Below are 21,590 nucleotides of genomic sequence, written 5' to 3' on the forward strand. Positions count from 1 at the left end.
CCCTATAAAATTTTAATCATATTTTATCCAATTAAAGATAATAACGGGTTAATTTAAAAAACATGAAAGTTTATTAATTATTAACTCTTGATATTTTTATATTTTCAATATAATTAAAATTTATATAATAATTTAATCTAAATAACTATAAACTAGATAAAATATATAAAATAGATATAGGTTTTCTTATGAAAAAAATAGTTTTAATATTTTTCACTTTTATTTACACTTTTTTATATGCAAATGAAAAGACAAATGTCTCTATTCAATTTATGTGGCATGATCAGTTTCAATTTGCAGGTTTTTATATAGCAAAAGAAAAAGGCTTTTATAAAGATGTTGGTTTAAATGTAGAGTTTCATAAATATACAGCAGACACAAATATCACAAACCGAGTTCTTCAAAATAAATCTGACTTTGCAACTGGTTCTATTTCCTTACTAGTAGATAAATCAAAAGGTAAAGATATAGCTCTTTTAGGTTCTATCTTTCAATCTTCTCCTTTAATACTTCTTTCTTTAAAAGACTCAAACATAAATAAGATTGAAGATTTTAAAAATAAAAAGATAATGATTACAAAAGACCTTCAAAGATTTGCTACATTCCAAGCAGTTCTTGCTAGTAAAGGGGTTTTGTTAAAAGATTTTCAAACTCTTGAACATAGTTTTGATGTTCTTGATTTAGTAAATAAAAAAACTGATTCAATGATTGCTTATACTACAAATGAGCCTTTTGTTTTAAAAGAATTAGGATACGAAAGTAAAATCTTTCATCCAAAAGATTATGGATTTGATTTTTATGAACAATTAATTTTCACATCAAAAGAGTTTACACAACAAAATCCTTCTACGGTAAGAAACTTTTATGAAGCTTCTATAAAAGGTTGGGAGTATGCTTTTGAAAATATCAATGAAACAGCTAAACTAATTTTTGATAAATACAACCCTCAAAATAAAAGCCTAAAAAGTCTTATCTTTGAAGCAAAAGAGATGAAAAAACTTGTTTACACAAAAGATGGGAAAATTGGGCCTATTAGTAAAGATAAAATTGCATTAATTGAAAACACATATAGAATTATGGGCTTACTTGATAAACCTTTAGATATTAATGAACTTGTTTATGAAGAACATATTAAAGTAAAAAATAGTTTAACGCAAAGTGAAAAAAATCTATTAAAACAAATGGGTACGATTAAGATGTGTATTGACCCTAGTTGGATGCCATTTGAAAAGAATGAAAATGGTAAACATATAGGAATTACTGCTGATTTTATAAAACTAATTGAAAAACAAATAGGTACAAAAATAAGTATGGTTCCAACATCAACATGGTCACAATCTTTAGAGTTTGGAGAAAAAAGAGCTTGTGATATTTTCTCTTTAATAATGTCAACAAAATCAAGAAAGACTTTTTTAGATTTTACGAAACCTTATTTAGAAATTCCATTAGTTGTTGCTTCAAAATTAAATACTATGTTTATAAATGATATATCTCAATTAGAAAATAAAAAACTAGCTATAGTAAGAGATTATGCTTATGCTGAAATATTAAGATTTAAATATCCAAATATAGAACTACTTGAAGTTGATAATATTGATGAAGGTTTAAAAAAGATTGAAAATGATGAAGTTTACGGTTTTATTGGAAGTCTTGCAACTATAGGTTATCACATACAAAAAGATTATATTGGACAACTTAAAATTAGTGGTAAATTTGATGAAAAATGGAAACTAGGAATCGCTACAAGAAACGATATACCTCAATTAAAAACAATTTTTAATAAGGCAATAAATAGTATTTCTGATGAAAATAAACAAACTATATTAAATAGATGGATTTCTGTAAACTATCAAAAAAGTTTTGACTATTCACTTTTATATAAGATTCTATTTTCATCTTTAGTTATTATCTTTTTAATCATTTTAATTTACAGACAAATACTTCTTAAAAAGCTTAATGAAAGACTAAAGAGAAAAGTAGAAGCTGAAATACAAAAAAACAATGAACAAAATCAACTTATGAATCAACAAGCCAAACTAGCTGCAATGGGTGAGATGATGGGAAATATTGCTCATCAATGGAGACAACCTTTATCTCTAATCTCAATTACAGCTACAGGAATGAAGTTTAAAAAAGAGTTAGGGAATTTAGATGATAAAGAGTTTGATAAATGTGTTGAACAGATTGTAAACTCAACAAAATATCTATCAAGTACTATTGATGACTTTAGAAATTTTTTAAATAGAAATAAACCTGCTTTTGCATTTAGCACAAAACAGTTAATTACTAAAACTCTAAATTTAATTGATGCCCAATTTAAAAACAATGATATTGAAATAATTCAAAATATTGAAGATATTGAAATCACTGCCCATGAAAATGAGCTTATTCAAGTTTTAATCAATATTCTAAACAATGCAAAAGATGCTCTTGAAAACAGAAAAGAAGAAAAACTAATTTTTATTAATATCTATGAAAAAGGTAACTTTGTTTATATAGAACTTCAAGATAATGCAAATGGAATTGATGAAAATATCATTTCAAAAATCTTTGAGCCATATTTTACAACTAAACACCAGACACAAGGTACTGGTATTGGTCTTTATATGAGTAAGCAAATGATTGATAAGACGATGAAAGGAAAACTATTAGTCCAAAACAAAGAGTTTATCTATAATCAAAAAGAGTATAAAGGTGCTTTATTTACTATAAAATTAAGCAAACATAAACAAAGCTAGAAATCACTTTGTTTTATCAAAGTTGATAAGACCTTTATATATAGTTTCTCAATTATACTTTGGGGTTTTGAATCAACAATCAAAACTCCTTTTTGTCTATATAAAACCTCACTTGTAAAACCTATGGGTTTTGCAAAAACTTTATAATATGCTTTTTGACTTACAAGGTTTTCATTTTCATCTTTATTTGCAGCTATTTCTCCATCATAAATAGAGCTTAATTCTTTAAACTCTATATTTGGTAAAGAGTATGTAGATATTTCTAAAACTTCACTTTCAATCTTCTTTATACCATTATCTAAAAGAAGCTGTGCATTTTTACTATCTTTTATATACGAATAATTCTCTTCTTTACAATAAGCAATAATCTCAAATGAACTAGGATTATAAAGAGTAAATAAAGGCTGTTTTTCATCTACCCATATACCTTCTTGAATATCTTCATTTTTATAAATAATTCCATCAAAGGAAGCTCTTATTTCAAAACTATTTAACTGTTTTAAAATTGATTCCTTTTCTCTTAAAAGTTTTAATAATTGCTCTTCTAATACTATTTTATTATCTAAAGATTTTTGATTAGAATCAACAGTATTTAGTTTTAATTCTACTAGATTAATCTTTTTATCTAGTTGCTTTAATGCATACTGTTTTTCAGAAGAGTTTAAATATGCTAAAAGCTCACCTTTTTTAACTCTTTTTTCATTTGAAAAGAAAATCTTTTCTATAAAAACCTTATCATTTGAATAAATTTGATTAAACTGTTTTGATTGAAGTACAGCTGGCATAGAAACTTTTGTGTTCCAAGGATAAACTAAAAAAACTATAAAAAGAACAAATAAAATCAAACTTGTAATATTTCTCATATTTAAACTCACTTCATTAAACTTTTTAGTCCAAACTTTTAACTCATTGTATATTGGCATCAAAATAAACCAAATAATTTCAACAATAAATAGAATAATACCTAAAACTTTAAAAGCAAAAAAGTAAACAAGTAAAGCTATTCCTAAAAATAAGAAAAATCTATAAATCCAAGTAGCTATTGCATAAACAATAAAAAATCTTTGTTTATATAAAGGCAAAAACTCTGGTGGGTTTATATCTAAACCTAAAATATATTTTCTTAAAAACCACCTAGCCATTGCAAAACTTCGTGGCTGTAAATTTTTAGTATTAGTAGCATCACTTAAAGCATAATAACCATCAAACCTAAGAAATGGACTAATGTTAATCAACAAAGAGGTAATCCAACTTGTTGTTGCAAGTATAAAAGCAATTGTTTTTAAAATACCATCAGGCAAAAATGCCCAAAGAAAAGTTGCTATTAAGGCTAAATAAAGTTCAACTTTTACTCCTGCAAGAACTATTTGCAATCTTTTATATTTTGATTTTAATCTCCAAGAGTCTGTTGTATCTGTATACATTACTGGAAATAAAACTAAAAAAGCTACTCCCATAGTAGGGACTCTAATACCATTTTTCTTTGCTGTAAAAGCATGTCCTAATTCATGTAATATCTTTACAAATATAATTGATACTATATAATAAAAAGCCCCTTGCATTGAGAAAAGGTATGAAAAAGTATTTATAAAATCTTCATAATTTCTAAGTGCAAATAAAATACCAATGAATCCTAAAAATAAAACTATATTTTTATAAAAAGCACTGTAAAAAAAACTTACTTTTGACAAATTGTTTTCTAAAAATCTATCACTTTTAAATAAAGGTATTTTTATAAAAAGATAGTTTTTTAAAAGCCATTTAAAAGGTGAATCTTTTGTATTTTGATATTCATCATACAATCTTGTTACATCTTCTTTACTTGATGTTTCTAATAGAGAGTTTTTTCTCAAAAAATCTATAAAAACATCTAGATTCTCTTCTTCAATTTCATAATCATTTTGTTTTAGAAACTCTAAAAAGGAATTAATATTCTCACCATTTCTCCAAAGTCTTACAAGTTTAAAAGCATCATATGAAATTGAAAAGTATTTATCTTGTAAAGGATCAAAAATAAGCCAACTCTTTTCACCAGTTTCTGTTGGCATTGCATCTAAAAGTTTAAGGTCTTCTCGTATTGAAGGTAGTAGCTTTTGCTTACTATTTAGCATAGACTACCAACCAATATATTGTCTTAAAGAGGTTATAGGTTTTTTAAATAAATAGAAAAATAGAGTTACTTCTTCAGAATAGATTTTTGCTGTACCTCTTAATCCAATAGATGGCAAACTGTTTTTATCTAAACTATCAAAAGAGGCTATTATCTTATAAGATAAAATATTTTGAGTACTTAACTGTGGTTTATATGAGATATGTTCAACTTTTCCTTGCCAAGAGTTTAAGGGATCATTATCAAAAAAAGCTTTAATATTTGCATTTTTTTCAATAAAAATAGCATCACTTACAGGAAGCATTATTTTTAATTCTACCATGTTTTTATTTGCAATATAAAGGATTTTTTCTCCTATTATTACAGGTTTACCTTTCCATTCATTAGGATTATGAACAATAGCAATTCCATCTTTTTTTGCATATATTTTTGTTTTTTCTAGTTGTTCTTTTCTATACTTTAACTCTACTTCTTTTAATTCAACTTGTGTTTTTAACTCAGCAATTTTTCTTTTTTGATTAATATCAAAAAAACTAGCTTGAGAAGAAGTATGTAGTTGAGCTTTTGCTATATCCAAACTCTTTTTTGCAAGTTCATAATCATTTTTATAAGAAGTATTATCTAAAGTTACTAGAAGTTCACCTATTTTTACCTCATCATTTGGCTTTACATTTATTTCTTTTACAGCAGCATCAAGAGCTGATGTGACAATAAAAGGCTCTTTAGGAACTACTTCAAGAGGAGCTAAAACAGACATTTTAATAGGAATAAACATCAATAAAATAAAAACTAAAAAAAGATATTTGAAGTAACCTTTAAAAAAGCTTCTTTTTCTTAATTTTAATGAGAAACTATTTTTAGTCATTGCATATAAAAAGTAAGCATATGAACCACTAAGATGGGAACAAACTTCAAGATGTTTTTTCTCAAATGGCTCTTCATTTATTAGAATCATATAAAAACTTATTGAGGCATCATTTTTTTCTATTTTAATAGGAACAAAAAGAAGATTTTTATATTTGTACTCTTCTAATACTTCTCTTTCATAAGAGTCCAATTCCTCTTCATTGTTTATCAAGTGCAAACTATCACTTTTTTTTAAAGCTTTGTTTGCAATAGATTGTAAAGTTTGAACAAAAATTGAGTTAGTATTTACTGTTGCCACATCTGAAATAGCTTCAACTTTTAAATCTTTATTTTTATTTGCAAAGAAAAACAAAGCTGTTTTATAAGGAATTAGTTTTCTTGTTTCATTTACAATTATATATCTTAGCTCTTCATAACTTTGTGCATTTCTGCAATTATGTTCAATTTGTAGAAGATTCGCAATATTTAATTTCAAGCTTTAACCCTTATACTTCTTGACTTGAGAATAAAGCTCTAAGATTTTTTCCGTAAGATTCTAAATCACTATCTTGTTTTGCTAACTGTGAACTAAAATCAAGACTTGTATTATTTGAACTTATTTCTAAAATTTCATCTTGTAAAGCTGATATATCAATCTTTATATTTAATATTCTTGTTTTATTATCATAATCATAGGCTTTAATAATAAACTCCATATTTTCTTTTATTAAACCTTTTAATTCTCCTGTTTTCTCATCAAAAACAATAGTACTTGGAAGGTTATCTCCATTTGCTAATAAAACTTCATATGCTTTAGCTTCTTTTACATCTACAATTTTTAGTTGTATATAATCATTTGAGTAAGAGAAATCTTCAATTGTTAAACCTATAGTATCATATGCCTCTTTTTGTTGTTGCTTTATATCAACCTCTCCTCTTGTATCAAATGTAATATCAATTGATTTTAGAAGATGAAACTTATTTATATTTGTAAAAGCTTGAGTTTGATCTATTGTTTCAAATTGAGTATATCCTTTTCCTATATTATCAAGTTTTTGAAACTCTTGATTAAACTTTTCATTTGATTCTTCTTCAATAGGATTTGTTTGAACTACTCCTGCTTTTTCACTATTTACAGAAGTATCTTCAACTTTAATCTCTTCAACATCGGAAGGTGGTTCAACAATATTTGGTTTTTCAAATTCAGGGTCAACAACTTTTGGTGGTCCTAATACGTCAATTTGATATGTTCTTGAAGCTAAAGCTTGCATTGATGAAGAGTCATATGTTGTAATAGTAACTTCAAAAATTCCAATTTCAAGAGGTGTTCCACTAATCAATCCAGTTACAGGGTCATATGTAATTCCAGTAGGAAGCCCCACAGCTTCATATACTAAACTATCACTATTATCAACATCTGTAAATAAAAATGCAATTTCTTGTGAATAGTCTTGACCATAAGTAATAATCGAATCTATATCTTCATTTGATACAATTGGAGCATCATTTTGACCACCAATATTTATGGTAATTGCTCTTAAATCTGTTTGTTTTTCATTATCTGTAACTTCAATATTATAAACAATTTTTATTGATTCATTTTCCGCTAAAAAATCTAGTTTATCTTCTGTAATAGTATAGTCCCATGTAATAGTTCCACTACTAGTTCCCTCTCCTATACTACTAATACTAAAAGCATTTAATAAATCTATTTGTTGTTGTGTAGTTAAAGTAAAAGTAGTAACTCCATCTGCTCTATATGCAATAATAGAATCAAAATAGTCACTAATACTTATGTTATTAGTTAAATCTAAATCTTCAAAAGTTAAAGTTCCCCCATCATTGTATGTTGAACTTTCTTGAATATTCCCCACTAAATCAGTTCCACTTAAAGTTGGATTATCATTTGAACCTTTTATTACTATTTCCACATCTTGAGTTGATGTTTGACCATCATTATCTGTTACTGTTATTGTAAATACAGCTGTTACAGTTTCACCTAATGATAGAAAATTTATATCTGCTTCATTTATATTATAATTCCAAGTAACAGTCCCATTATTTGTATTTGAACTAAGGTTTGTAATAGAAAATGCATTTTCAATTGCAGCTCTTTGAGAAGGAGTTAAAGTAAGTGTTGAGTTATCACTTTTTGTGGCTGTAACATCTTTTACACCAAAACTTCCTACTGGATTATCATCTTTATCAATATCTGTAAAATCAATTGAACCACTATCACTTAAGCTTGAACCTTCTTGAATTGCCCCATTTACATCTACTGCTGTAATTACTGGAATATCATTTTCTCCTATAATTACTATTGTAATATCATGAGTAGCAAAAGCTCCTGTTTCATCCTGTACTCTTATTTGAAAAGTTAAAGTAATTTCATCACCTTGACTTAAAAAATCCAATTGAGTTTCAGTTAATGAATAATTCCATTTTACCTCTGAACTATTAGAATTAGGTGTAGTTTGAGTAATTGAGAAGGCATCTTCTAAAATAGTTGCATTTGAACCACTTAAAGTAAGAGTATTTCCATCTTTATCTACTGCTTGAATATTTGTTAAGCTCTCACTTACAACGGGCTTATTAGAAATATCTATATCACTAAAATTAATCGAGCCACTATCACTTAAAGTTGAGCCTTCAGATACTCTTCCTTCATCATCAATTACATTAATAACTGGCTGTTCATTTGTTCCTTTTATTGTAATAACAATATTCTGCTGTTTAGTGCCATTATTTCCATCATTAACTTCTACTGTAAATGTAGCTGTAAGAGTTTCACCTTCACCTAAAAACTGAATATCATTTTGACTTATAGTAAAGTCCCAATTTATACTTCCATTATTACTATTTGTATTAGAAGGAGTAATAGAAAATGCATCAATTATATCTTGTTTTTGTAAATCACTTAAACTATACCCATTAATATTTGTGCTAACTAAAGAAGCAGAAGGAGTATCTGTAAGGTCTGGATCAACAAAAGTTATAACACCATTTTGACTAACCACACCTTTATCAACTATTTCACCCGTATTTGTTGAACTATTTACTATAGGAGCATCATTTGTTCCTTGGATATTTATAGTTATAACTTGATTAACACTAGCACCACTACTATCTGTAACTCTTATTGTAAATTTTGCTACTACTGACTCATCTTTTGCTAGAAAATCTAATTTATTATTTGTAATAGAATAACTCCAGTTAAAAGTTCCAGTGTTTGAGTTAATACTACTATTTGTGAAACTAAATGCATTGATAATATCATTTGAGCTTGCACTATCTAAACTCATACTTGTACCATCACTTAAATAAGCCTCAATTGAGTTTGTAATATAACTTGCAGATAAAGTATCATTTAAATCTTTATCACTAATATCAATACCACCTGAAGCACTAACAATTCCGTCTTCAACTAAGTTTTTTGTATCATCAGCACTATCAATTATCGGTGCATCATTTTCACCAACTATTTCAAGAATTGTTTGAGAAGTATTACTATCATTTACTCCATCATTTACTTTCCATGATATTGTTCTTTGATTAAAAGTGCTTTCTGGGGAATCACTTGTAGAATAGAATCTAACAGCCTTAATTGCATTTTTATATTGTTCAATTGTTGCAGTTCCCACTAGACTTAAAACCCCTGTAGAACTGTCATATGAAGAAGAAATATTTCCATAAAGAGTATTATCATCATTTAAAAAACTAAGAATATCACCATTTGTAAAACCATCACTAATAGAAATTTCTGCACTCTCTAAATTAGTACCATCATCAGTTAAAATTACAAGATTTACTAATTCTGAGGGTGTACCTCCTTCTGTATAAGTAAAAGTTGTTACATCTGAACCCCCAATTTTTATCTCTGCAACTTGAACAGGTATTGAAGAACCTGAACCTCTAAGGGCATTAAATTCTACTTTATAGTATCTATAAACTTCTGTATTACTAAATGGTGCTTTAGGAGATTCTGTTTGTCTTGCTATATCAGGATTTAAATCTCCTGATGCAATAAAAGTAAAATTAGAATTATCATTTGAACCATAAATAGCAAATCTTGTTGGGTCATAATCTGTTGGACCATCTGATGTTACAATTGTAATTGAATCAACTATATAAAAGTTACCTGCATCAAAAGTAAAGTTACTTCCTCCACCTGGTTGATAAGAGTAAGAAGTATTTACATCATTATCAAAGGCAAATTGAGCTTCATTTTTAGAAAAATCACTCGCAGGAATAGCATCAAAGTTATTTGAAGTTGAAAGATAAGGAGCATCATTTGCTAGTAAAGTCTCATAATTTTCAATTACGATAGTTTCACTTTCAATAAATCCTGTACTATACTCTAAGTTCCAATCTGCTTCTAAAAGCTCATCCCCTGTTAAATCATCTGAGGCAGCGATATCTGCATTTGTTAAAATAGCTAATTTATCAACAAAATCTCTACCTTGATTACTTTGTCCAACTGAACAACCATATAATAAAATATCTGCATTTTCATTTAAACTTTTTGAGATATTCTCAAAACTTTCTTTATAATCATCAATATTTTCATTATTAACTAAACTAGAAGAAAAAAGAAGTTCTCCTTCTTTTCCATGGGAAATTATATGCAAACTATCAATATCATCTATATTTTGTAAAATGCTTTCAATTTGTTTTATTGCATCACTATTACTATCTAAGTAGTAAACTTCGATATTATCATCTAATTGTTCTACAATTTTTTCTTTGTTTTCAACACTACTGTCAATAAAAGCTATTTCTTTTGTTTTTTGATTATCTGAAGTATTATCTGGTGTATCATTGTTTTCAAAACTATTATTATCTAAAACATCAACAGCAGTAGCCACAGCTGCTCCGTCAAATAATACTCTTGGTTCTAGGGTACTAATTAGTGGATTTCTTTTCATAATAACCCTTTATTTTTGTTCATCAATTTGAAATATTGCTGTTGCACTCATCCCTGGAATAATTTTATCATATGGTTTTTGTAAAGCCACTCTAACTAAAACTGTCTGACTTATTGGGTCAACTACAGAACCTATTTCTTTAATTACAGCATTTATCGAAGTTTGAGTTTCATCTACATTTAAAACAACTTTCATGCCTTTTTTTAAAACTGACAACCAAGTTGAAGGAACAAATGTTTTCGCTTCTAAACTATCTGTTGAAATAATCTCTAATATCTGTTCATTAGGTTTTACACTTTGATGTTGACTAACTTCTCTACTTACTATTCTTCCATTATATGGTGCTTGAATATTACATCTTTGTACATTTATAGAAGCTATCTTATATTCAGCCTCTTGCTTTCGAAACTCTTCTCTTGCAATATCAACTTCAAATTTACCTATTGATTTAAAGCTTTCTAGTTTTTTATTCTTTTTATATTTTAAATAAGCAATATTTTTTTCAATTGCTGCTTTTGATTTTTTTGCTTGATAAATATCACAATTAATTTTTACTAAAACTTCATCTTTTTTAAAAGAATCACCTTCTGTTTTTTTCAAATAAGTAATATTTCCTGCAAGTTCACTTGAAAGAATTGTTTTATCATAAGAAGTAATTACAGCTCTTGAACTAATCTCATCTTGTGCAAAAACAAATGTTGAAATTAATATTAATAAAAATGCTTTTTTCATATCTTACTCTTCTATATCCATAACTAAATTACTAACATACCCAAAAGAAGTTTTATACCATATATCTTTTTTTGTTGATACTATTTCAGAGATATTAATTTTTTTATCTTTTGGCAATAAAAAAACTGTCGGACTTTGCCAGTTTGGTTGTGTTCTTATATTTGCATGTTTAAAAGCAACAGCTTTAAAAATACTCTTTTTTGCATCCATTTTATTTGCTAAAATCAAATCTTTATTTTCAACTTCATCTTTAATAAATACTGCACTTTTGTAAATAAATCCCAAAGGTGTTTCTACCCATTTCCCAAATTTATTTTCAAACTCTCTTAAAACTTTTATTTTTCTATCTTTTAATAAAACTACACTAAATTCACTATCTTTATTAGGTTCTTTTCTTAAGTATACATTTTGCGTAGTTTGTGCAGTCTTTATAAGGTTTTCTACTCTCTTTTTTGTTTCAGCTTTTACTTCTTTTATTTCTTGCTTTTTAGGTTTTTGTTCTTTTAAAATACTATTTTTCTCAATTGTTTCTTTTCCTATATCTTCATAAGTTCCAATTGAAGCAAAAACTCTTCCATAACTATTTTGAACATTTGCATATGAAGAAGAGTGTCTAAGCAATGCCAAAATATAGTTTAGTTTCTCTTTTATATAAACTAATCTACTATTCATATCAAGTCTATTTGTAACTTCTGTTAATTTATAAATCTCTTGGGCTACATCTAAATATTTTTTAGAAAGCATATACTCTTTCTTTGATTGTTCAAAATCAGCTAAAGATAAATGTACTTGAGATAAAACTGCCATAGAAATAGCTAACTTTTGTTCCTTTGCAATTGCAATTTTTGTTTTTGCAAGCTTTTGACTTGTACTTGCTTTAAAGATATTTAATAAATTCCATGAAATTGTCGCTCCATATGAAGTCCAATTGTTATTTAGTAAATAATCATTGTTATCATATGAAATACTACTATTTAACTTAATTCCAGGAAGCATTTGTAATATAGCTCTTGTTGTTTCTTTATGTGAAATTCTTTGTTGGTATCTACTTTCTAAAATTTCTGGTCTATTTTCTAAAGCCATCACTTCCATTTCTTTAAGACCTAAATTTAACTTTGGAAGTTCATAGTCATTTTTAATCTCTTGTGCAATAGTAAAATGTGTACCTGCTTTAAGTCCCATTAGCTCTGCTAATTCAACTTTAGCATTCATCAAACTTCTCTCTAAAGTTTGAAGAGATCTTAATACTTCTAATAAATCCCTTTGATAAGCCAAAGATTGCATTGGTGAATTTATTCTTAGTTTTTTAATCTTATTTGAGTCATCTAAAGCTGTTTGAACATCTTTCATCATTGGTACAATTTTTTTAAGTAAAGCTTGTGCAGAAGCAGCTTTATAATAAGTTCTTCTTACTTCTTGAACGATATTATGAATTACTTTTCTTTCATTTTGTTTTGCCATTAGATACTTATCAGCTTGTTGTTGAGCTTTTACATAAGATAATCCAAAATCTAAAATATTCCAACTAAAAGAGATATCCGCATCAATCTTCTCTTTATCTTGTGATACAGAGTATGAAGGTGTTCCAATTATTGGCTCTGGGTTACCATTTGAAAAAGATGTACTTGCAGATGCTGCATATTCATCTCTTTTTGAATATCCTGCACTTGTAGTTAAGTTTGGAAGCATGTCATAATAAACTAAATCAATTTGCTGTTTTGCTAATGCTGTTTGCATTAATTTTATTTTATTTCTTACATTATTTTTTAAAGCCTTATTTATTGCTTCATCTATTGTAATTGGTTCTGTAATAATTGGAGAAATTCTATTTATTAATTTTAAATCTTGATTTGCTTTTAAAGCTATTTCATCTTTTGTTAAAGGTTTTGGGCTAACTGTACATCCAGTTATAAAAAGTGTAGTTATTAGTAAAAATATTGTAGTTGATTTTTTCCTAAAAAAACCCATTAAAAACCCCATGATGTAATTATTTTATATATTTTGCCCTATATAAACTTAAATCCCTATCTAATGGGGTTTTTAGAAGTTATTTTTGTTTAAAAAGTAGTTTGACCTACTTTTTAAATATTATAATATTTTGCTTCGTGGTGAGGAACAACTATTGCACAAGTTGTTTGTTCTGGATGCATTTGGAATGTCTCAGATAATTCAATTCCAAACTTCTCTGGGTCTAATAAATCAAAGATATCTCTGTTCATTGCTAAATCTGGACAAGCCGCATATCCAGGAGAGTATCTACAACCTACATATTGTTTCATTTGAACATCATTTAAAGTATGTCCTTCTTTTGGAACAATATCTAAATCAAGTCTGATTTGTTTATGTAAAACCTCTGCTAATGCTTCAGCAAGTTCAACACCAAGTCCATGAATTTGATAATATTTATTAAACTCACCCTTATTATAGAACTCTCTCTCATAATCAGCTACTTTAAGCCCAGCACTTGCAAGAGTAAATCCTACTACATCTAATCTATCATTTGCAAAATAATCAGCAATACATCTAAATGGTTTTCTTTGTTGTCTTGGGAACTCTAAAACTTTTATTGCTTCATCTAATGATGGCTTGTTTGCTCTTGCTTCTTCTTCTGAATTAAATAGATATTTTTTATCAAAGATATAAAGTTTATTATCATGTGACATACAAGGATAATACTCGTAAATAGCAATTGGGTCAAAGATATTATTATCAATTAACTCTGCTTTTAACTCTTCATACATAGGTTTAACAACTTCTTCTTCATGCTTCAAGAAGTCTGTACTACTTTGTTTACCTCTTTTATATCCCCATCTTTGTCTAAATAATACTCTATGGTTAATCCATTTAAATACTAACTCTTTATCTACTTCATCACCTGTTTTTGCAACTCTATCCCAGATTGGAGGGAAAGTAAATTGTGTAGGTTCAGGAAGTTCTATTTCTTCATAAGGTGGTATTTCAACTTCTTCTTTTGCAACTCTATCACTTGTATCAACTTCTTCAATTAAATCAGCAGCTAAAGCAGTGTTTTCTAAATCACCTTCTTCAATTCTTTGCATAGAAACAACACCATCAAAGGCATCTCTACAATAGAAGATTGGACCATCATAAATTGGTCTACAATAATCATTTACAAAACCTTTTGTAAGTGCAGCACCACCTAAAAGTACAGGAATATCAATACCCTCTTTTTGTAAAGCCTCAAGGTTTTCTTTCATTACTGCTGTTGATTTTACAAGTAATCCACTCATTCCTATTGCTTGTGCTTTATGCTCTTTAACTGCAATAATGAAGTCATTTAAATCAGCTTTAATACCAATGTTTATAACTTTAAATCCATTATTTGAAAGAATAATATCAACTAAGTTTTTACCAACATCATGTACATCACCTTTTACAGTTCCTAAAACAAGTACAGTTTCACTAGCTTTCTCTTCTTTTGGTAAATATGGATTTAAAGCATCAACAGTTGCTTTCATAGTTTCTGCACTTTGAAGTACGAAAGGTAACTGCATTTGTCCTGAACCAAATAGCTCACCAATTACTTTCATACCATCAATTAACCACTCATTTACAATAACTTCTGGGTCAACTGTATGTCTTAACTCATCAACTAAAGGAAGCATTCTTTCTTTATCACCATCTAATAAAAGTTTTTTAACTTTCTCAATAGGTTCAAGTTTTTGGAACTCTTCATCACTTGTATCTTCTTGGGCTTCTACATTTGAGAAGTGTTCAATAAACTTAAATAATGGGTCACCATTTTCTTGGTTGTTAAAGATTAAATCATCACAAGCTTTTCTATCTTCTTCTGAGATTTTATTTAAAGGCAAAATATGTTTTACATTTACAATTGCTGTTGTAAGACCTGCTTTTACACAATGGTCTAAATAAATAGAATTTAAATAAATTCTTGCTTTTTGGTCAAGTCCAAAAGAGATATTTGAAAGACCTAAAGTAGTACCAACTTCAGGATGTCTTTTTTGGAACTCTCTAATTGCTTCAAGAGTTTCAATACCTGCTGTTCTATATTCATCATCACCAGAACCAATAGTAAATGTAAGCATATCAAATACTAAATCTTCAGGATTAAAACCATGTCTATTTACACATAAGTCATAAATTCTTTCAGCAACTTCAAGTTTTCTATCTAAAGTTTTAGCCATTCCAATTTCATCAATTACAAGACAAACAAGTGCAGCACCAAACTTCTTAGCTAATATACATATTTCATCAAACTTATCTTCACCATCTTCAAGATTTACTGAGTTGATAATACATCTTCCACCAATTTGTTTTAATGCAGCTTCAAGTGCAGGAATTTGAGTTGAATCTGGCATTAAAGGAAGAGATACTTTTTGAGAGTATAAAGATACAACTTCATCCATATCTTTTCTCTCATCTCTTCCCGCAAATCCAACAGATACATCAATTACATGAGCACCTGCTCTTACTTGTTGTTGACCTACTGATAAAGTACCTTCATAATCATTTGCTTTTAATAACTCTCTAAATGCTTTAGAACCAGTAGCATTTGATCTTTCACCTATTAAAAGTGGTGCTGGGTCTTGTTTTAATGGCATTACATTAAATAGCGATGCAAGAGAGGCTTTTAAAAATCCACTTGGTTTTCTAGGAACTTTACCTTCTATTGATTTAGATAATGCAGCAATATGCTCTGGTGTAGTACCACAACATCCACCTAAGAAAGATACACCATTAAACTCTAAGAACTCTTCTGATAATTCAGTAAACTCTTTAGGTCCCATTGGATAGTAAGTTACTCCACCTTTATTTTGAGGAAGTCCTGCATTTGCGTGAACTGAAATAGGGAATTTACATACTTCACTTAAAGTTTTTACATGTTTATGTACTTGCTTTGGTCCCGTACCACAGTTAAATCCTAAAGATAAAATATTAAATGGTTCCATAATAGCTGCAATTGTCATTGCATCTGTTCCAATAAGCATTGTTCCTGAAAGCTCAATTGTTACAGAAACCATAATTGGTGTTTTAGGAGATACAGCAGTTAAAGCATGTAATGCAGCTTTAATTTGTAATGGGTCTTGACAAGTTTCAAGTAAGAAAATATCTGTCCCACCATCAATTAAACCTTGAGCCATAATCTTGTAACCTTCATACATATCATCATAAGTAATATGACCTAATGAAGGAAGTTTTGTTCCAGGACCAATTGAACCTAATACATATCTTGGTTTTTCTGGCGTACTATATTTTTCACAAGACTCTTTTACTAGTGCAGCACCTAACTTTGATAATTCATAAGAAGTTTCAGGAATTTGATACTCATCTAATACCCATGGCATAGAACCAAAAGTATTCGTACTAATTAAATCAGCCCCTGCTTTTGCATAATTATCGTGAATTGTTCTAAGAACATCTGGTGCAGTTAAATTTAAAAGCTCATTACAACCTTCTAAATTTCTTCCTTCATATTCCCAATCTTTATCTTTTATATCAGCAATTTGAAGTTGTGTACCCATAGCTCCATCAATTACTAATACTCTGTTTTCTATTATACTTTTAATTTCTTCTATCATTCTTCTTTCACTTTTATTATTTGAAAATCTTATAATTATTATATTTTAAAGTTATAATATACCAATTTATAACTTAAATTAATTTCTTTGTTATTTCTCTACAACTACTCTAATTACGCTAGCCTCGCCTTGATGACCTTTCCCTTCATCAAGAATAGTTACAACTTCTTTTACATCATTTTGACAAAGAGCAAAACCTTTTTTGAAATCTTCAACTGTATAAAGTAACTCTACATCTTTTGGGCCACCACTATTAAAGTTTAGCTGATTTACAGAGAAAAACTCCCCAACAAAAATTCCATCTGGTTTTAAAACATCTTCAATTTTTTCAAAAAGTTTTGCTCTATCTTCTTTATACATATGTAAGTATGAAGCTACAATTACATCATATTGCTCTTTTACTTCCCACTCATTTAAATCTGCACAAATAGTCTCAATAGAAACACCCTCTTCTAATGCTCTAAAATGAAGTTTAGAAAGTCCTATATCAGAAGCATCTATTGCAGTAACTTCCATACCTCTTTTTGCAAGAAAAATAGCATTTCTACCTTCTCCTTCACCTAAACATAAAACCTTTCCACCTCTTGGAAAAGTTTTTATTTTTGAAGCTATAAAACTATTTGGTTTTGTACCATAAAGGTAACCTTCTCTTGAAAACTTACTATTCCAAAACTCTTGTTGACTCATTTTTTAGAATCCTTTTTTACACTACAATTTATTGTTATTCTATCTACTAAAGTTATGTACCACTTACCATCTTCTAGTTTATTTAGATGAAATACAATTTCTGGTGTTAAGATAACTTTGTAAGACATCAGTTCAATCATTTTTGCTTTATGAAAATCCTCTTTTTTAAAAGAGTCTTTTTTAAGCATATTTTTCTCTTCCATAAACTTTTTTAGCTTTGTACTAGTATTTGTACTTAAAAAAAGTCCATGATTAGTCCAACCATAATAAGCATCATTATAAGGACTACAATTAAATTTAGTATCAGCCTCAATAATTGGAAGATTTACCGTTTTTTTAGGAACTCTTGAGATTAAATGAGAGAATTCATCAATCTTAATAATCTCTTCTTCAATAACATTATAGAACATTTTTTGATATGAAAAGTTCTCATATCCATCAACTTTATATAAATTATAAACACCAAAATCTTTGTTTATAAATTTTGTATTTAATAACTGTAAATTATTTTGAGACATAGCTTTTACTATCTCATGTACAGTTTTCAAAAGTTCATCAGAAACAACAGGTCTTTCATATACAAACTCTTTTTCTTTTGGTTGAATAATCTCATTAAAATCTTTTACAGAACAACCAGTAACTACTAATGCTATAAACACTCCTACAGCAAAATTCTTAATAAATCTTCTCATTTAAAAAACTAATCCTAAAATTTTTTTGATAATATACCATAAGTAACTATTTAAACCCCTAAAAGGAATTTAGCATTTAAACTATGACCTAATTTTAATAATATCTTGGCTAGAATATTCATTAAAAATTAAATCATTAGGAATTTATAAGATGACTGAAGCAAAATATATATGGATGGATGGAGAATTTGTAAACTGGCATGATGCAAAGGTACATGTTCTTTCTCATACTCTACACTATGGAAATGGTGCAATTGAGGGTACAAAAGCATATAAAACTCATGATGGAAGATGTGCGATTTTTAAATTAGAAGAGCACACTAAAAGACTTATAAACTCAGCGAAAATGACACTAATTGATGTTCCATTTAGTGCTGAGGAATTAAATAAAGCACAAATTGAATTATTACAAAAAAATGAATTAACTGAAGGTGCTTACATTAGACCATTAGTATACTTAGGTTACGGTGTTATGGGACTTTATCACAAACAAGCTCCTGTAAATGTTTCTATTTCTGCATGGGAATGGGGAGCGTACTTAGGTGAAGAAGGTATGAAAAAAGGTGTAAGAGTAAAAATTGCATCTATGACTAGAAACTCAAATACTTCTGGAATGGGTAAAGCAAAAGCAGTTGCAAACTACTTAAACTCACAAATGGCAAAAGGTGAAGCGGTTGAATGTGGATATGATGAAGCATTATTAAGAGATGACCAAGGTTATATTGCAGAAGCTTCTGGTGCTTGTTTCTTTATCGTTAGAGATGGTGTAGTTATTACTCCTCCAAATGACAACTCTTTAGAGTCTATTACTCAAGCTACAGTTATTGATTTAGCTAAAGACTTAGGATACGAAGTTGTAAGAAGAAGATTAACAAGAGAAGAAGTATATATTGCAGATGAAGCATTCTTCACAGGAACAGCTGTTGAAGTTACTCCAATTAGAGATATTGATGCAAGAATTATTGGTACTGGTTCAAGAGGACCAATTACTGAAGCATTACAAAAAGCTTACTTTGATGTTGTTCAAGGTAAAAATGAAAAATACACTAAGTATTTAACATACATTAACTAATCTTTGTTAATATTTGGAAATTAAACTAAAATAAGGGAAAAAATGCCAATAGACAACGACTATTTTAAAAACAGACAACAGCAAAATAATGGTGGTGGTTCTAACAATGGTGGTGGTGGAAACTATCAACCACCTTTTGAGCCACCTGAATTTTTCAAAAACTTTGGAAAAAAAGCAGGATTTATTTATGTAATAATCATACTTATAGCTGCACTATTTATCTTTAAACCATTTGTGATTATTGAATCAGGACAAGTTGGTATTAAAGTTACAACAGGTAAATATGAAGATAGACCTTTAACTCCAGGTTTCCACTTCTATATTCCAGTATTCCAAAAAGTTATTGTTGTAGATACAAAAGTAAGACTTATCAACTATAGAAGTGTTGAGCAAATGGGTGGATTTGACCAAAGTATTAGATCAAACCCTGCAATTAACATTCTTGATGCAAGAGGTTTACCAGTTTCTATTGAATTAACTGTTCAATATAGACTTACAGCAGCGGGAGCTCCAACTACTATTGCTACTTGGGGTCTTGGATGGGAAGATAAAATTGTTAACCCAGTTGTAAGAAATATTGTAAGAAATGTTGTTGGTGGATTTAACGCTGAAGAATTACCAACAAGAAGAAATGAGATTGCTACATTAATTGAAAATGGTATTAGAACACAAGTTGAAGCTTTAGAAGGTACTCCTGTAACAGTTGAGTCTGTTCAATTAAGAGAGATTGTATTACCTGAGAAAATTAAAGAGCAAATTGAAAGAGTTCAAATTGCTAACCAAGAAGCTGAAAGAGTAAGATACGAAGTTCAAAGAGCAAAACAAGAAGCTGAGAAAAAAGCTGCACTTGCAAAAGGTGAGGCTGACAGAAACAGAATTGAAGCACAAGGTAGAGCAGATGCTGTAACTATTGAAGCAAAAGCACAAGCTGCTGCAAATAAAGAGATTGCAAAATCTTTAACATCAGAACTACTACAAATGCAACAAATTCAAGTTCAAGGAAAATTCAACGAAGCACTTAGAGAAAATAAAGATGCTAAGATTTTCTTAACTCCTGGTGGTTCAACTCCAAATATCTGGGTTGATACAAAAGACAAATCAAGAGATACTGCAATTCACAGTAAATAAAATAATAGAGTAGATTTTCTACTCTATTAGAATTAAAACAATGAAAAAATCAAAACTACTTTTAATACTATTTTTATTAATTATCAATCATTCTCTTAATGCAGAAGATAATATTAAGAGTAATAAAAAGATAGATTTAAATCTATCTTTAGAAGAGGATAGATACTCAAAATACAAAGATGAAAAATACTTAGCTCCTCCACCAACAACAGAAGAATCTAAAAAACTTAAAGATGATGATATAGAAATTGGTGGAGAAATAGAAGTAGATAAAGTTACAAAAGAAGTTGAAAAACTGAAACTTGATATAAGTAAAAAATTTTAAGGGTACAAATGGAAGCAATAGAAAAAATTGACTGGGAAAAAATGAATGGTTTACTTCCAGTAATCACACAAGATGCAAAAACTAATGAAGTTTTAATGTTAGCATATATGAATAAAGAAGCATTAGAATTAACTATTAAAACAAACTACGCACACTACTTTAGTAGAACAAAACAAAGAATATGGAAAAAAGGTGAAAGCTCAAATCACACACAAGAGATTGTAAATATAATGCTTGATTGTGATAATGACACTCTTTTACTAAAAGTAAATCAAGAAGGTGTTGCTTGTCATACAGGAAGAAAATCATGTTTCTTTACTGATTTACAAACAAATGAAGAAGTAAGTAAAGTTGAAGTAGATACAACAGCTGCTTATGGAGTTATTGATACTTTATATCACACTATTCTTGATAGAAAAAATGATGACCCAAATAAATCTTATACAGCAAAACTTTTAAAAGGTGAGCAAAACTCAATGCTTAAAAAGATTGTAGAAGAATCAGGTGAATTTACTTTTGCAATTAAAGATAATAATGAAGAAGAGATTATTTATGAAGCAGCTGATATTACATATCATGTTTTAGTGGCATTAGCTTCAAAAAATATAAGTCCAGATAGAGTTAAACAAGAATTAGCTAGAAGATTTGGAATGTCAGGAATTGAAGAAAAAAATGCAAGAACTAAATAATTTTATTTAGTTCTTTTTTAAATAAAATTAAATCTTACTTTTAGTACCCGCGACTAAGTTGCAATTAATACTTTAAAGATATAAT

General features: G+C 28.5%; 13 protein-coding genes. 5 read left to right on the top strand and 8 right to left on the bottom strand.

Going from position 1 to position 21,590, the window contains the following annotated elements:
• Window positions 1-188 precede the first annotated feature (188 nt).
• On the top strand, window positions 189-2,738 hold the full coding sequence (locus tag ACH5BF_RS02825; RefSeq protein WP_423272521.1) for an ABC transporter substrate-binding protein: 2,550 nt from the start codon (window positions 189-191) through the stop codon (window positions 2,736-2,738).
• Here the strand turns inward: ACH5BF_RS02825 and ACH5BF_RS02830 are convergent.
• The 8 genes from ACH5BF_RS02830 to ACH5BF_RS02865 all read right to left on the bottom strand — a co-directional run bounded on the left by ACH5BF_RS02830 (window position 2,735) and on the right by ACH5BF_RS02865 (window position 18,291).
• Window positions 2,735-4,849 carry a site-2 protease family protein gene (locus ACH5BF_RS02830; protein ID WP_423272523.1) on the bottom strand — a complete coding sequence of 705 codons (2,115 nt, stop codon included), beginning with the start codon at window positions 4,847-4,849 and terminating at the stop codon, window positions 2,735-2,737. The two genes, ACH5BF_RS02825 and ACH5BF_RS02830, sit on opposite strands and share 4 nt — an antisense overlap.
• A 3-nt stretch (window positions 4,850-4,852) precedes the next feature.
• A complete protein-coding gene (locus ACH5BF_RS02835) occupies window positions 4,853-6,190 on the bottom strand; it encodes an efflux RND transporter periplasmic adaptor subunit (RefSeq protein ID WP_423272524.1) in 1,338 nt (445 codons plus the stop codon).
• Window positions 6,191-6,200: 10 nt separating this feature from the next.
• The gene (locus tag ACH5BF_RS02840) at window positions 6,201-10,619 is read right to left on the bottom strand and encodes a DUF4347 domain-containing protein (RefSeq protein WP_423272525.1); all 4,419 of its coding nucleotides are present in this window, start codon (window positions 10,617-10,619) and stop codon (window positions 6,201-6,203) included.
• Window positions 10,620-10,628: 9 nt separating this feature from the next.
• Window positions 10,629-11,351 carry an efflux RND transporter periplasmic adaptor subunit gene (locus ACH5BF_RS02845; protein ID WP_423272527.1) on the bottom strand — a complete coding sequence of 241 codons (723 nt, stop codon included), beginning with the start codon at window positions 11,349-11,351 and terminating at the stop codon, window positions 10,629-10,631.
• A 3-nt stretch (window positions 11,352-11,354) separates the two neighbouring features.
• Window positions 11,355-13,319, bottom strand: coding sequence for a TolC family protein (locus ACH5BF_RS02850; RefSeq protein ID WP_423272528.1), 1,965 nt, complete (start codon window positions 13,317-13,319; stop codon window positions 11,355-11,357).
• A 113-nt stretch (window positions 13,320-13,432) separates the two neighbouring features.
• Entirely contained in the window at window positions 13,433-16,912 is a 3,480-nt protein-coding gene (metH, locus tag ACH5BF_RS02855; RefSeq protein ID WP_423272529.1) for a methionine synthase, read from the bottom strand.
• A 90-nt stretch (window positions 16,913-17,002) separates the two neighbouring features.
• Window positions 17,003-17,599, bottom strand: coding sequence for an SAM-dependent methyltransferase (locus ACH5BF_RS02860; protein WP_423272531.1), 597 nt, complete (start codon window positions 17,597-17,599; stop codon window positions 17,003-17,005).
• A complete protein-coding gene (locus tag ACH5BF_RS02865; RefSeq protein WP_423272532.1) occupies window positions 17,596-18,291 on the bottom strand; it encodes a hypothetical protein in 696 nt (231 codons plus the stop codon). Before ACH5BF_RS02865 ends, ACH5BF_RS02860 begins: the two co-directional genes overlap by 4 nt.
• Window positions 18,292-18,442: 151 nt before the next feature.
• Here ACH5BF_RS02865 and ACH5BF_RS02870 point away from each other — a divergent pair, with 151 nt between their 5' ends.
• The 4 genes from ACH5BF_RS02870 to hisIE are packed head-to-tail and all read left to right on the top strand — an operon-like array spanning window position 18,443 to window position 21,505.
• On the top strand, window positions 18,443-19,363 hold the full coding sequence (locus tag ACH5BF_RS02870; RefSeq protein ID WP_423272533.1) for a branched-chain amino acid transaminase: 921 nt from the start codon (window positions 18,443-18,445) through the stop codon (window positions 19,361-19,363).
• A gap of 42 nt (window positions 19,364-19,405) precedes the next feature.
• Window positions 19,406-20,491 carry an SPFH domain-containing protein gene (locus ACH5BF_RS02875; RefSeq protein ID WP_423272534.1) on the top strand — a complete coding sequence of 362 codons (1,086 nt, stop codon included), beginning with the start codon at window positions 19,406-19,408 and terminating at the stop codon, window positions 20,489-20,491.
• A gap of 40 nt (window positions 20,492-20,531) precedes the next feature.
• Window positions 20,532-20,816 (top strand): hypothetical protein, encoded by a 285-nt coding sequence (locus ACH5BF_RS02880; protein WP_423272536.1) that lies wholly within the window; start codon window positions 20,532-20,534, stop codon window positions 20,814-20,816.
• A gap of 8 nt (window positions 20,817-20,824) precedes the next feature.
• Window positions 20,825-21,505 carry a bifunctional phosphoribosyl-AMP cyclohydrolase/phosphoribosyl-ATP diphosphatase HisIE gene (gene hisIE / locus ACH5BF_RS02885; RefSeq protein WP_423272537.1) on the top strand — a complete coding sequence of 227 codons (681 nt, stop codon included), beginning with the start codon at window positions 20,825-20,827 and terminating at the stop codon, window positions 21,503-21,505.
• Window positions 21,506-21,590: the final 85 nt, after the last annotated feature.

It is taken from the genome of Arcobacter pernae, from assembly GCF_049472135.1.
Taxonomy (GTDB): Bacteria; Campylobacterota; Campylobacteria; order Campylobacterales; family Arcobacteraceae; genus Arcobacter_B.

Coding starts and splice junctions, on each gene's coding strand:
- ACH5BF_RS02850 (WP_423272528.1), bottom strand. CDS start 13,319: ATGGGTTTTTTTAGGAAAAAATCAACTACAATATTTTTACTAATAACT.
- ACH5BF_RS02825 (WP_423272521.1), top strand. CDS start 189: ATGAAAAAAATAGTTTTAATATTTTTCACTTTTATTTACACTTTTTTA.
- ACH5BF_RS02875 (WP_423272534.1), top strand. CDS start 19,406: ATGCCAATAGACAACGACTATTTTAAAAACAGACAACAGCAAAATAAT.
- ACH5BF_RS02840 (WP_423272525.1), bottom strand. CDS start 10,619: ATGAAAAGAAATCCACTAATTAGTACCCTAGAACCAAGAGTATTATTT.
- metH (WP_423272529.1), bottom strand. CDS start 16,912: ATGATAGAAGAAATTAAAAGTATAATAGAAAACAGAGTATTAGTAATT.
- ACH5BF_RS02845 (WP_423272527.1), bottom strand. CDS start 11,351: ATGAAAAAAGCATTTTTATTAATATTAATTTCAACATTTGTTTTTGCA.
- ACH5BF_RS02860 (WP_423272531.1), bottom strand. CDS start 17,599: ATGAGTCAACAAGAGTTTTGGAATAGTAAGTTTTCAAGAGAAGGTTAC.
- ACH5BF_RS02870 (WP_423272533.1), top strand. CDS start 18,443: ATGACTGAAGCAAAATATATATGGATGGATGGAGAATTTGTAAACTGG.
- ACH5BF_RS02880 (WP_423272536.1), top strand. CDS start 20,532: ATGAAAAAATCAAAACTACTTTTAATACTATTTTTATTAATTATCAAT.
- ACH5BF_RS02830 (WP_423272523.1), bottom strand. CDS start 4,849: ATGCTAAATAGTAAGCAAAAGCTACTACCTTCAATACGAGAAGACCTT.
- hisIE (WP_423272537.1), top strand. CDS start 20,825: ATGGAAGCAATAGAAAAAATTGACTGGGAAAAAATGAATGGTTTACTT.
- ACH5BF_RS02865 (WP_423272532.1), bottom strand. CDS start 18,291: ATGAGAAGATTTATTAAGAATTTTGCTGTAGGAGTGTTTATAGCATTA.